This window comes from Bradyrhizobium huanghuaihaiense, assembly GCF_025200885.1.
Classification (GTDB): Bacteria; Pseudomonadota; Alphaproteobacteria; order Rhizobiales; family Xanthobacteraceae; genus Bradyrhizobium; species Bradyrhizobium huanghuaihaiense.
Map to the genome: position 1 here is coordinate 3,179,782 of NZ_CP104172.1, position 12,733 is coordinate 3,192,514.

At 61.6% G+C, this 12,733-nt stretch carries 12 protein-coding genes; 9 read left to right on the forward strand and 3 right to left on the reverse strand.

Annotation, left to right across the window (positions count from 1 at the left end; translation table 11 throughout):
- Positions 1 to 64: 64 nt before the first annotated feature.
- From N2603_RS15020 to N2603_RS15035, 4 genes are all read left to right on the forward strand, one after another.
- Positions 65 to 934 carry an outer membrane protein gene (locus tag N2603_RS15020; protein ID WP_026312027.1) on the forward strand — a complete coding sequence of 290 codons (870 nt, stop codon included), beginning with the start codon at positions 65 to 67 and terminating at the stop codon, positions 932 to 934.
- Between the two features lie 79 nt (positions 935 to 1,013).
- Complete coding sequence (locus N2603_RS15025; RefSeq protein WP_260389417.1) at positions 1,014 to 1,160, forward strand: hypothetical protein; 147 nt, start codon at positions 1,014 to 1,016, stop codon at positions 1,158 to 1,160.
- Positions 1,161 to 1,405: 245 nt separating this feature from the next.
- Positions 1,406 to 2,257, forward strand: coding sequence for a leishmanolysin-related zinc metalloendopeptidase (locus tag N2603_RS15030; RefSeq protein WP_260389418.1), 852 nt, complete (start codon positions 1,406 to 1,408; stop codon positions 2,255 to 2,257).
- A 106-nt stretch (positions 2,258 to 2,363) separates the two neighbouring features.
- Positions 2,364 to 2,645: a hypothetical protein gene (locus N2603_RS15035; protein ID WP_260389419.1), complete on the forward strand. Its 282-nt coding sequence runs from the start codon at positions 2,364 to 2,366 to the stop codon at positions 2,643 to 2,645.
- 87 nt (positions 2,646 to 2,732) lie between these two features.
- Here N2603_RS15035 and N2603_RS15040 read toward each other — a convergent pair whose 3' ends face one another.
- Together N2603_RS15040 and N2603_RS15045 are read right to left on the reverse strand one after the other, a co-directional pair.
- Complete coding sequence (locus N2603_RS15040) at positions 2,733 to 3,926, reverse strand: CaiB/BaiF CoA transferase family protein (RefSeq protein ID WP_026312028.1); 1,194 nt, start codon at positions 3,924 to 3,926, stop codon at positions 2,733 to 2,735.
- A 144-nt stretch (positions 3,927 to 4,070) separates the two neighbouring features.
- Positions 4,071 to 4,397, reverse strand: a complete 327-nt coding sequence (locus N2603_RS15045; protein ID WP_260389420.1) for a hypothetical protein — start codon at positions 4,395 to 4,397, stop codon at positions 4,071 to 4,073.
- Between the two features lie 198 nt (positions 4,398 to 4,595).
- Here N2603_RS15045 and N2603_RS15050 point away from each other — a divergent pair, with 198 nt between their 5' ends.
- The 5 genes from N2603_RS15050 to N2603_RS15070 all read left to right on the forward strand — a co-directional run bounded on the left by N2603_RS15050 (position 4,596) and on the right by N2603_RS15070 (position 11,989).
- Positions 4,596 to 7,169 carry a M10 family metallopeptidase C-terminal domain-containing protein gene (locus N2603_RS15050; RefSeq protein ID WP_260389421.1) on the forward strand — a complete coding sequence of 858 codons (2,574 nt, stop codon included), beginning with the start codon at positions 4,596 to 4,598 and terminating at the stop codon, positions 7,167 to 7,169.
- A gap of 553 nt (positions 7,170 to 7,722) precedes the next feature.
- Positions 7,723 to 8,571: a right-handed parallel beta-helix repeat-containing protein gene (locus tag N2603_RS15055; RefSeq protein WP_260389422.1), complete on the forward strand. Its 849-nt coding sequence runs from the start codon at positions 7,723 to 7,725 to the stop codon at positions 8,569 to 8,571.
- A gap of 374 nt (positions 8,572 to 8,945) precedes the next feature.
- Complete coding sequence (locus N2603_RS15060) at positions 8,946 to 10,142, forward strand: hypothetical protein (protein ID WP_260389423.1); 1,197 nt, start codon at positions 8,946 to 8,948, stop codon at positions 10,140 to 10,142.
- Between the two features lie 29 nt (positions 10,143 to 10,171).
- Entirely contained in the window at positions 10,172 to 11,266 is a 1,095-nt protein-coding gene (locus tag N2603_RS15065) for an acyltransferase family protein (RefSeq protein WP_260389424.1), read from the forward strand.
- A gap of 153 nt (positions 11,267 to 11,419) precedes the next feature.
- Positions 11,420 to 11,989: a tetratricopeptide repeat protein gene (locus N2603_RS15070; protein WP_260389425.1), complete on the forward strand. Its 570-nt coding sequence runs from the start codon at positions 11,420 to 11,422 to the stop codon at positions 11,987 to 11,989.
- Positions 11,990 to 12,136: 147 nt separating this feature from the next.
- Here N2603_RS15070 and N2603_RS15075 read toward each other — a convergent pair whose 3' ends face one another.
- On the reverse strand, positions 12,137 to 12,733 hold the full coding sequence (locus N2603_RS15075) for a prepilin peptidase (protein WP_260389426.1): 597 nt from the start codon (positions 12,731 to 12,733) through the stop codon (positions 12,137 to 12,139).

A 12,733-nucleotide genomic window follows, 5' to 3' on the forward strand; every position in this document is an offset into this window, starting at 1 on the left:
CACAGCCTTTGGGCAGGCGGAGGGGTATATCTCGTTCACAAAATTGTGCTGAGGGGGATTTTCCATGAAGCGGATTGTGATTGGGGTGGCGGCGGCGATGTCGCTGTTCGCGACGGGCGCCCTGGCTGCTGATCTGGCAGCAAAGCCCTATGTCAAGGCTCCGGTCATGGTCGAACCGGTCTGGAGTTGGACCGGCTTCTACATCGGCGCCAACGGCGGCTACAGCTGGGGCCGTTCGCGCACCGACGTCACCTACAACAACACGGCGACCGGTGCGGTGATCGTGCCGCCGGCCGGTTCCATCACCAGCGCGTCGTTCGACATGAACGGCGGCGTCGCCGGCGGTCAGGCCGGTTACAACTGGCAGAGCGCCAACTGGGTGTTCGGCGTCGAGGGCGACCTGCAATGGTCGGGTGAAAAGGGCAGCGCCTTCTTCAACTGCGGCGGCGTCGCGCCTGCAGGTGGTGCCTGTCTTCCCGGGCTGACCTTCCTTCCCGCTGGCGGTCTCGCCGGCACCACGCTGACGATCGACCAGAAGCTCCAGTGGTTCGGCACGGTGCGCGGTCGCGTCGGTATCCTGGCGACCCCGAAGGTGCTGTTCTACGGCACCGGTGGTGTGGCCTTCGGCGAGATCAAGACCACTGGCACCATGACCGGCTTCACGCCCGCCGGCGTCGCGATCGCCTCGACCGCCTCGAGCTCCGACACGCGCGTCGGCTGGACCGTCGGCGCTGGTGTCGAAGGCAAGATCACCCAGAACTGGAGCGCAAAGCTCGAATATCTCTACATGGATCTCGGCCGCTTCTCCGCCGGTCCGTTCACGCTCGCGCCGGCTTCCGCGATTGCCGCCAATACCTCGTCGCGCTTCACCGACCATATCCTGCGCGCCGGCATCAACTATCAGTTCGGCGGCCCGGTGGTTGCCAGGTACTGAGATCAACAAAGGCGTCGACAAGAAGCAAAGCCCGGCCTCGCGCCGGGCTTTGTCGTTTCTGCTCCGTCGGCCGAGATCGTTGCCACGTGCCTTACGCGCGCTCGGTGCCTTTGCCGACGATTGGAGCGCCCACCTCGAATATCTCGATGTCGATCTCGGAACGGTGTCTGGCTCGCTCGCGACGCCTGTCATCGCACTCGGCGGTGCACCACTGATCGCCAACTAACGCTCGCACGCCAGCGACAACATCCTGCGCTTCGGCGTTAACTACCGCTTCAGCTGCACCTGAGCGACGTCCTCGCAGGAAGCACCTGCGAGTCGAATGCCCGGCGGCCGCGCCGGGCTTTCGCGCATTTGTGATGAGAACAGTCAGACCCCATGACGCTTTCTCTCACTTGTCAGTGACGCTAATCGGGATCACAATACAAGCGTAGATAGAAATTTATTGATCTCATTTTTTTGGAGAATGTCATGGCTATTGAACGCTATCGAACTCGCAAAGGCGCCGAGATTTCACACGCGGTCGCGGACGTATCCGCCGGAGGCTACACGATCGAGGTTCACTTCCTGGGCGGACTGACAGACAAGCAAAAGGCCGCTTTCAAGCTCGCGGCAAACCGGTGGACACACGCCATCATCGGGGATTTGCCTGACGTCACGGTCGGCGGCGAAAGGATCAACAATCTCCGTATCACGGCGCAGGGCACCGACATCGACGGGCCCGGCAATGTTCTCGGCCAGGCGGGGCCGAGCCGCCTGCGCCCGAAGAATGCCGGGGCCGCCGCGTTCCTGCCGGCGACAGGCGACATGCAATTCGACACGGCCGACCTCGCCGCCATGGAAGCCGACGGCACCCTGAACGACGTCATCACGCACGAGATGGGGCACGTGATCGGCATCGGAACGATCTGGACGAACAAGAAATTGCTGAAAGGCGCCCATTCCCACAATCCGACGTTCCATGGTGCCCACGCCATGCACGAATACGGCAAGCTCCGCGGCTCCGCGGCGCCACTGCCCGTTCCCGTCGAAAACACGGGCGGTGAAGGAACGGTGGACTCGCATTGGCGCGACACTGTGTTCGGCGCGGAGATGATGACCGGCTTCGTCAATGAAGGCGGCAATCCGATGAGCCGGATGACGATCGCCAGCCTGCAGGATCTCGGCTATCAGGTGAACATGGACGCCGCTCAGCCGTATCACCTGCCCAATCACCTCCATATGGCCGAAGCAGGAATAGTTGCAGCGCAGGCCGACAACACAAGAGGCATCGTGCTCCGGCGGATTCCGATCACGTTGCCCGAGGACAGCCTCGGCTCTTGAGTGAGGACACTTAAGCCAAGGCGCTGCTAAGCCAAGGCGCTGCTAAGCCAAGGCGCTGCAAAGCCAAGGCACTACCAAGCCTTGCGTAGTTCAGGGATGCCGGATCATGGAGGGCATGAAGCGACCGGAAGCGATCGTGCTGCCGGATTCGTCATTGATACCGTCGGACTGCCTGATCTCGCCGCCGCCCAATCAGTTCACCCACGAGGTGGCGAGATCGCAGCCGTTCTACGTCTCGCGCGGTCTACCGAGCGGGCCGCCGGCCGGGCAATTCGAAGCGGGCGCCAAGGTCGTTCTGCTCTACCATGACGGCGGAGAGCTTTGCCGGGTTGTCGATGCTGCTGGCCACTATGTCGACACGCGGTTCGACGGTTTGCGCAAGATCTAGACGCTTGCGCAAGGCCGTCGGCGTCCGGCCGATCGTGATGTCGTGACGAGCTGGATCGGAAAGGCGGCTGTGAGAGCTGCCGCTCTGTCACACCACCTTGTGCTGACGCAGATCCGCGATCTCGTCCGCACTGAGGCCGAATTCCTTCAGCACCTCGTCGGTCTGCTCGCCGAATTCCGGCGGTCGCGCCACCATCCTGCTCGGCGTGCGCGACAGCGTCACGGGCTGGCCGACCAGGCGTATAGGCCGGCCCTCGTCGTTCGGCACGTCCTGCGCGATGCCGAGATGCTTGACCTGCGCGTCCTCGAACATCTGGTCGATGGCGTAGATCGGCCCGCAGGGCACGCCGGCCTCGTTGAGCTCACGGACCCAGGTCTCGGTCGACTTCGTCACGGTGCGCTTCTCGATCTCTGCGTTGAGCGCGTCGCGATTCCTGGAGCGGGCGGGGGCCGTCGCATAATCGGGATGATTGTAGAGCTCCGGCGCGCCGATCGCCTGCGCACAGCGCTCCCAGATCCGCCCGCCGGTCGTGGCGATATTGATGTAGCCGTCCGAGGTCTTGAACACGCCGGTCGGAATGCTGGTCGGGTGGTTGTTGCCGGCTTGCTTGGCGACCTCCTTCTCCATCAGCCAGCGCGCGGCCTGGAAGTCGAGCATGAAGATCTGGGCCTGCAGCAGCGAGGTCTGCACCCACTGGCCCTTGCCCGAGACCTCGCGCTCGAGCAGCGCGGTGAGGATGCCCATGGCGCAGAACAGGCCCGCCGTGAGGTCGGCGACGGGAATGCCGACCCGCATCGGGCCTTCGCCCGGCGCGCCGGTGATCGACATCAGCCCGCCCATGCCTTGCGCGATCTGATCGAAGCCCGGCCGCTTGTGATAGGGGCCGTCCTGGCCGAAGCCGGAGATGCTGCCATAGACGATGCGCGGATTGATCGCGGCGAGGCTTTCATAGTCGATGCCGAGCTTCTTCTTCACGTCGGGACGGAAATTCTCGACCACGACGTCGGCCTTGGCGGCGAGGCGCTTGAACACGGCGAGCCCGCGCTCGTCCTTCAGGTTCAGCGTCATGGCCCGCTTGTTGCGATGCAAATTCTGGAAGTCGGAACCGCGGCGCGGCCCGCCCGGCTGCTCGCCGCCGGCATCCTCGGTCAGTGCGTCGATCTTGATGACGTTGGCGCCCCAGTCGGCGAGCTGACGCACGCAGGTGGGCCCGGACCGGACACGTGTCAGATCGAGCACGGTGAAGCGCGACAGGGCTTCCGAGGCATGCGGAAAAGGCATCTTGAAAGGCTCCGGGACAGATGGCGGAGCCACCATAGTGCCGAAACGTCAGGCGGCAAGACGGCCGCGACGCGGATGCCGCCTGTCGAAATGCAAGGACTGGCCGGGGCTGGACTGACGCAGCGGGTCGCGCCGCGCAAGGGATCAGCGCGACAGGCGCTTCAGCTCGGCGCGCGCCTGCTCGGCCAGCGGGTCATCGCCGTGGCGCGCGATGAAGAGCTCGAACGCCTGCCGCGTTCCCGTCCGACGGGCGGCTTCGAATTCCTCAGCCACCGCCGCGGAAGGATCGCGGGCCATTGGCATGGAGGGGGCGCGTCCCCCCTTGGTGTTCCCCTTGCTGCTTTCGTCCGCATTCGCTTTCGAGGCCATGACAGGCTGTTCTCCGATGGGCAGGCGGTCCGGCCCGGCGAGCATGGCCAAGGCTCCAATTAAGGCTCCAATCAGGCCGGCCGAAAGTGGGCTCAGTTTCATAGTTTCCTTTACGGAACACGCTAGGCGCGGTACTGAATGCCGTCGCTGCTCCGTATCATTACGGACGTTGATGGCTAACACGGCGTTACGGCCCGACTGAGGGCCCGACGCCCAAATTAAACCAAACGTATAACTCTCTAGCTAGAATCATGCCCCTGCGCGGCGAATCGCGCGCGATGCATTGCTTCGGAGAGTTCATTGGCTACCTCGGTTTCCATCAGTGCCACCAACAACGCCGAGATCGACGGCCTGCTGTCGGGCTATAAATGGACTGGCACGATCAGCTACAGCTTTCCGGATTCGCCCAGCGATTACTCCAATCCTTACAGCGGCGGCAGCAGCGAACCGACCTCGTCGGGTTTCGCCTCGGCGCCCACTCAGATGCAGGCGGCGATCAACTACGCGATCGGGCTGATCCTCGGCTACACCAACGCCACGATCCAGTATAACGGGACTGGAAGCGCCGACATCATGATCGCGCAGTCCCCGTCGGCCAATCCGACCTCCTACGCCTACTACCCCGGCAACTATGCGTCCGGCGGCGACATCTGGTTCGGGACCCAATACAACTACTCGCTGGCCAAGCTCGGCAACTACTATTTCACGACGGCGCTGCACGAGCTCGGCCATGCCCTCGGCCTCAAGCACAGCCAGGAGACGGGTGGCCCCGCCAACGTCGCGGTGCCGAGCGCGCATGACGACAGCGAATACACCGTCATGAGCTATCGCAGCTATGTCGGTGCGTCGACGACCAGCGGCTACACCAATGAGTCGTATGGATATCCGCAGACCTATATGGCCAACGATATCCTCGCGCTGCAGACGATGTACGGCGCGAACTACACGACCCAGAGCGGCAGCACGGTCTACACCTGGAATCCGACGACGGGCCAGGAGTTCATCAACGGCGTCGGGCAACTGGCGCCGGGAGGCGGCGCCGGCGGCTCGGCCAACCGCATCTACGAAACGGTGTGGGACGGCGGCGGCGTCGATACCTACGATCTGTCGAACTACACGACCAACCTGAGCATCAACCTCAATCCCGGCGCGTCATCGCTGTTCTCTGCGACGCAGCTCGCCAATCTCGGCAACGGCCATTACGCCTCGGGCAACGTCTACAACGCCTACCTCTACAACAACGACGCGCGCTCCTACATCGACAACGCCATTGGCGGGTCCGGCAACGACACCATCGTCGGCAACGCCATCGCCAACGCGCTGAACGGCGGCACCGGCAACGACACGATCACCGGCGGCAGCGGTAACGACAGCATCGTCGGCGGAGCCGGCACGGACACGGCGGTGTATTCGGGCAACCGGGCCAACTATGTCGTCTCATACAATTCGGCGACGCAGACCTTCACGATCGCCGACCAGCGCGGCAGTTCGTTCGACGGCACCGATGCGGTCACGGGGGTCGAGTATTTTCAGTTTGCCGATCAAACGGTCGCGAGCTCGACGCTCACGGGCCCTGTCACCCTCGAATCCGTCGGCGTAACAGCGCTCGTTCTCGACACCCAAAACTACGAGCTCAATCCGACCGCGGGCGGTACCGGTCCCATCCTCAAGAATGGCGGCGCGGCGGTGATCGCGGGAAAGTACGGCGCTTGGTCACCCGTCGCTGCCGAGCAGGTCTCGGGCGGCGGTTATGATGTCGCCTGGAAGAATTCTTCGACAGGCTATTTTTCGATCTGGAGCACCGACAGCAACGGCAACTTCCTGACGACGTTGACGCCGGAAGTGCCTGGAACGGACTCCCGGCTGATTTCGCTGGAGACCTCGTTCCATCAGGACCTCAACGGCGACGGCAACATCGGTGCTGCAATCATCACCATCGAAGCCCAGGGGACGACCAGCCTGGTCCTGAGCGCAGGCAACTACTATCTCAATCCGACCGCAGGCGGCACCGGTCCCCTCCTGAAGATCGGCGGGGCGGCGGTGATTGCCGGCAACTACGGCGCCTGGTCGCCGGTGGCTGCCGAGCAGGTCTCTGGCGGCGGTTACGACGTCGCCTGGAAAAATGCCTCGACCGGCTATTTCTCGATCTGGAGCACCGACAGCAACGGCAACTTCCTGTCGATGCTGACGCCGGAGGTCGCGGGAAACGACGCCTCTCTGGTATCGCTGGAGACGTCGTTTCATCAGGATCTCAACGGGGACGGCAGTATCGGTGCGTCGAACGCTCTGGCGAGCACCACGATCGAGAATGCGGGCACGACCAGCCTGATCCTGAGCGCAAATAACTACTTCCTTAATCCGAGCGCGGGCGGCACCGGCCCCGTCCTGAAGAATGGCGGGGCGGCGGTGATCGCTGGCAATTATGGCGCCTGGTCGCCTGTTGCCGCCGAGCAGGTCTCTGGCGGCGGCTATGACGTCGCATGGAAGAATGCCTCGACCGGCTATTTCTCGGTCTGGAGCACGGACAGCAACGGCAACTTCGTTTCAACGCTCACGCCCGAAGTAGCTGGAACGGACTCCCGCCTGAAGGCGCTCGAGCCGGTATTCCACCAGGACCTCAATGGGGACGGTGTCGTGGGCGCAGCGCCGCTCGCGGTCTCCGACGGCAGCTTTGTCTTCAATCAGAGTGCGGGCGGAACGACGCTGTCCGCATTGCCTGAGCTGCCGGACACCATGCCTGCGCCAGCCAACGCGCAGATCCCGTCAGAGCAGGGGACTGTCGCCGATGCGGCGGGGAATCAGGACGCGGCTATGACCCACAGTCTGATTGACCTTCTCCACAACCTCCACGATACCGGCTTCATGCTCGGCTGACGGATTCCAAAGATTGACAGGAAAATTCAAAATTGACAACGTAGACTTGCCAATGAAAAAGTCACGCTAAGGTTGAACCTCCCGCGATCCCGTGCGACCACTGGAAGACCCTGCGATTGAGTAGCTCGATCCACGACATCGCAGGAGTGGTGACAGCGTGCTTCCCGATATCGTTGTCGGGCTGAGGACATTATATGACGTGACACTATCGCCTGAAGCTTCCCATTTCCTCCTTCGGTAGTCGGTCCTCCGTTCCCATGAATCCATCAGATAACAATTTGCGACGATCGACGGCCGGGTGCCGCGAGGCAACAAGCGCGCCGGCACAATAGCCGACGAGGCTCGTCTCGACTGAGTTTACCTTCACGTCTCTTAACCCACGGTAGTATTTGCGTATTTCAGTATCGGAAGCTGCCTAAGCCAAATTGCGCTCGCCGGCAGCGGCGGGGTTCCAGCAGAAAGTTGCGTTTGTGTTGTCGGCTGCGAGCTGCGCGGCCGGTTGATCATCGTGCATCCTAACAGGCTGACTATGTCAGCGATTACGGAGGTTGAAATGCGTCGAATTGCCTTCTTCGCCCTTGCCATTGGATTGTTCATACCCTTGATTGCGGCGCAGCCGGCTCAAGCCCAAGCCACCAGAACCTGGGTTTCTGGTGTGGGAGACGACGTCAATCCGTGCAGCCGCACGGCGCCGTGCAAGACCTTTGCCGGAGCGATCTCGAAGACGGCGGCAGGTGGTGAAATCAATTGTCTCGATTCCGCCGGTTTCGGCACTGTGACAATCACCAAGGCGATTTCCATCTATTGCGAAGGAGTCATCGGTGGCGTGCTGGCGTCCGGCACAAATGGAATCAATGTCAACGCAGCAGCGACTGATCATGTCGTTCTGCGCGGCCTGGATATCGATGGTGCCGGCACAGGGCTCAAAGGGGTAAACGTCTTGCAAGCTGCGTCAGTGGTTATCGACCACTGCTCCATCAGGAACTTCAATGCTGGCAGTGCACAGGGAGTTTCGTTCGTGCCGGCAAATTTCAACTCGATGCTGCTGATCCGCGACAGCGTCATCTCGCACAACGGCGGAGCAGCCACCGGTGGCGGCGTCTTCGTGGACTCCACTGCAGGAAGCGCCCGGGGATCGATCGTCAACACGTCCATTCACAAGAACTTCGTCGGTCTCACCGTTCAAAACCAATCCAATGTTCAGGTCAACGCGAGCAACATCTCCGAGAACGTCGGCACGGGAATTGCTCAGAGTGGCGCGGCTGGCTTGCGTGTTGGCCGGTCGATGATCGTCAACAACCTCGGATCGGCCACGACCGGCACCGTCCTGTCGTACCTGGACAACCAGATTAACGGGAATAATCCGGACACCACGCCGGGAACAGCAGGCGGCTATCACTAGGACTCTTCGCTCGACTAGCTCCGGGCGTCCGCGCCCGGAGCTTTTTCGTGCCTACACTTCGGGATTCGTTGTTCTGCGATGCCCTCCGCAGGGACGTACGAGGCCTAACTCGGCAAACAACGTTGCGGCTTTGCGGGTCTTCATTCTGCTTGCCGAACTCGGCGAGACTGCCGTCCGGGGCCCATCTTGGAAGAGATCACGCGGCGGATGCCGAAGCTCGGCAGGCGCTGGAATCTACGCAATTCCGGAGCAGGAGTGGGGATAGCCAGGCTATTGAAGTCCTAGCGGCCACTCTGCTAAATGGCGTCGTTCCTGTTCTTTCAGATCAGTCAACGGTGCCTAGGTGCCGAGGCGCTGCTAACCGGGTTGTGGATATGTCGGCATCACTGGGCAATGAGACCGACGACGCGTCACCTTCGCTCAAAACGCTGTTTGCGTATTGGCTCGTGCCAAGCGTCTTGGTCGTTTTGTGGCACTACGGCGAGTTCCCCGCGCGCGTAGTGCATGCGCTCACTGGTCTGCCTTGGCGGCCGATGAAGGTCGCCCTCTTGGCGCCGGTCGCGCTCGCCCCATTCTTGGTATTGATTTATTTTCGCAAGTACTTCGCCACTCGGACGAGGATCGGCTTGCTGGTCTGTTGTGGTCTTGCCTTATCGGTGGCCACGAACGAGGCCAACTATCTCCGGGCCGCAATGCAACACAGCCTGGATAACGAAATCGCGTACGTTACGAAACTGAATTTGGTGGAAGGCGTCATTCGACCGCTCATTTCGCGGATCGTTCAAGGTTATGTGTGGGTTCTCGGCGACGATAACTCAGGACGCTCGACCTACGTTACGCATCTTTCCATCAACTATATGTTCGATTCTGCGTCGTTCATTGCCGCGTTTGCGCTGGCGACCGTCCTTGTCCGGCCAGCCTCGTTATCGATTCACATTCTCTTTGTCCTCTTCGTTGCATTTTTCGCAGAAGCCGCCTTCGTTCCGGGCCGTATGGGGTCGGCCTTCTTAGCAGGCGGATTCTTTTGGCAACTGTTTCTAATAGCATCCAAAAGATATGGTGTAGCGCTCTTGAGCGGGCTCCTCATTAGCTTCGCGCGAACGGACGTGGTTTTTGCTGCCGCTTTTGCCATCCCCGGAATACTCTGGTTTGAACGTCGTTGGTCGGATTCCTGGGCGTGGCTGACGTTCGCTGGACTGCTCATCATTTCGTTAGTCATTCCGAAAATCCTGATCGCGCTTTCTCCCGTCCAGCCGGATTTCTCCTCCTTTCTCCTCACCCATGGAGATTATTTCACGAAGCCTCTGGGCAATCTTTCCGCCTCGCGGATAGCCGCTGGTATGGCAGCGCCGTTATTCGTCCTGCTGATACTAACATGGACGCCTGGTGTGTCGCGGACAACCGCGCTGATGCTTCCGCCAGCGCTCGTCTATCTAGCGATGGTTTTTGTGATAGCTGATTTCTCTGAGACAAATAAACTGGGGCCAACACTCGGAGCTTTGGCCCTGATATGTAGCGAGCGACTCGCCACCTACTTCCAGCCGAAGACCGAACCAAACGTGGAATCCTGAGTGAGGCTGACCGGATGGGGAGACCGAGTATGTTTAGCTTAGATCCGGCAAAAAACGACACCTCGGTTAGTTTGGACTTGCTGAGAGCCGTTGCGGCGCAAATGGTTTGCGTTGGTCATGCTTTCAACTTTGGTGGATTTGGAACGACATACATCCCCACCGATGGCGTGTTGTTGTTTTTCGTTCTATCTGGCTTTCTGATTGCCTATACGCTTGACTTCAAATCGGCTTCGACGGGCTACGGCATTGTCGAATTTGGCATAGAACGGTTTGCAAGAATCTATACGGCGTATCTGCCGGCCATCTTGCTCATCGGCCTCGTCACCGTGCTTCTTCGGTGGTACGGCATCGAAATAAAGGCTGATCCAACCAATCTGAAAACCTTCATCGGCAATATCTTCATGCAGCAGAACGTGCCCTGCTGCCTGAGTGTATCGACGTTTGGGACGGCGGGACAGCTCACTTCGGTGGCTCTCGAATTTCACATCTACTTTTTTGTCGGCGCACTGTACTTCCTGGTGCGAGGGCGAAATGTAGTGCTGTGCTGTGTTGTTGCCGCGATGTTTGCTTTTATGCCCCTCGCATATTTCTCGAATTTGCCGGGCACTGATCGGGCGCTGTTCGCGCTTTGGCTGTTGGCGTTCGCCTCCTACTTCGTTGTGAAAGCGCTAGCCGAACACAAGGCGAATGTGGGCTTCTGGTGTTTGGCCTTGATAGTCACCCTGGCGACTTGGTTGATCCAGCGTACGCCTGGTGATGATGCGAATTTGCGGCAGTATCCGATGTTGATCCTCTCGTTCGTGAGCTTGGTGCAGATCACTCAGGCGATCCGAATCGTGCCGCGACGGTTGGCTTCGTTCATCAAGGTGGTTGCAGACTATTCCTTCTCGCTCTTTCTGATTCATCTCACGATACAGCGTGTGATATTCAGCTTTTGGACGGATGCAACCGTGTCGCGACTGCTGGTCGCGGTTGTTGTGGCCAACGTCTTGGCATTCGTTTTCTCGCTTCTTTTCGAGCGGCACTATCATCGAGTGGCGAACGCGATAAAGACTCTTCTCGGTCGACCAGCGCGCAACTGGCGCAGCGAGGTGACCGCGAACGCCTCGGCGGGAGCCTCCTAACTCCGATTGGTGTAGACGAAAGAGCCGGATTCATCTCGGTCGCATCGAGCTTTAGGCCAACCCATGCCCGGCGAATTGTTGTGCTCGGCACTCACTCTGGATTTCGCGGTGCTACCGGACTAATCTGGCTGCGGAGCAGGGAGAGCGGGCGGGATGGGGACCCTCGACAGCCACGATCAGGGGTTTTGCCGACAGATGCCGCGGGAAGCGGCGCGCGGTTTTGCGCGACGGACAGGATGGGTCGCCGCTGTTCTCGTGTTGCTCGCGACGCCCACCCTCGCCGCACCGGCCGAGGCCCAGTCGCTTCGCCAGGGCGTCTCCGCGTTCCAGCGCCAGAACTATGCGGCGGCCTCCCGCATCTTCATTCCGCTGGCCGAGCGCGGCAACGCGGCCGCGCAGACCTATCTCGGCTTCCTGTTCGAGACCGGGCGCGGCGTGCCGCAGAACTATACCGAAGCCGCGATGTGGTACCGCCGCGCGGCGGAGCAGGGCGACAGCCGTGCCCAATATTCCCTGGGCCTGCTCTACGACCGCGGCTTCGGCGTGCCGCAGGACATCGTCGAGGCCTCCAAATGGCTCAACCTGTCGACGGCCGCAGCGCCCCCTCCGGCGCGCGAGGCGCGGGCCCGGATCCGCGATGCCGTCACCACCAAGATGACGCGCGGAGAGATCGCCCAGGCCCGCCTGCGGGCGCTGGAATGGGCGCCGAGCCGCGAGCACTGACGGCCTTCACGCGCCGGGCTTGCCCCGGCGGTTCGCGCCCCCAAACAAAAAACTGCGAAAACAACCCCATGCACAGTAGACGGCGACCGTCGGCGCGGCGCCTGCCGCGTGCGGTGGAATGACGATTCCTCCTGCTAGCACCGCGCCTTAGCCGGGCCAGCCACCAGGCCAGTTGGCGTACCAGGTCTCGCCCAGCCAACCGAGCCAGACCGCCGGCGCCAGGAACAATCCGAACGGCAGAAAGGCAGTCGCGCGCAGCGGTCTCTTTCGCAGTGCAGCATTGGCGGCATAGACGGCGATCGCGAGCAGGGCCGCAAGCTCGATGACCGCGGCCACGGTCACGAGATCGAGCCAGGCGCCGCACACCGCGGCGAGCTTGACGTCGCCGAGCCCGAGCCCGTCACGGCCGCGCCAGCGCCGGTAGAGCGCCATCAGCAGCAGCAGCGGCAGCGCCACGGCTGCGGCACGGGCGAGCGGCCAGAGCAGTGCCTCCAGGCCGATATCGGGCACGAGCGCCCCGGCGCGAAGCAAGGCGAGCGCGAAAGCTGCGCCCGTCAGCTCGTTCGGAATGAGGTAGTGGCGGGCATCGTACGCGGCGATCGCCAGCATCAGGGCAGCCAGGAACGCGCCGTACAGGCCTTCCGCCCCCGGCGCGGTGACGAGGCTCGCGAACACCCCTAGCAGCAGGGCGATGCCGAGCGCGAGCGGAGCGCCCGTGCCGTCGTTCGCCGCCTGATCCGTCAC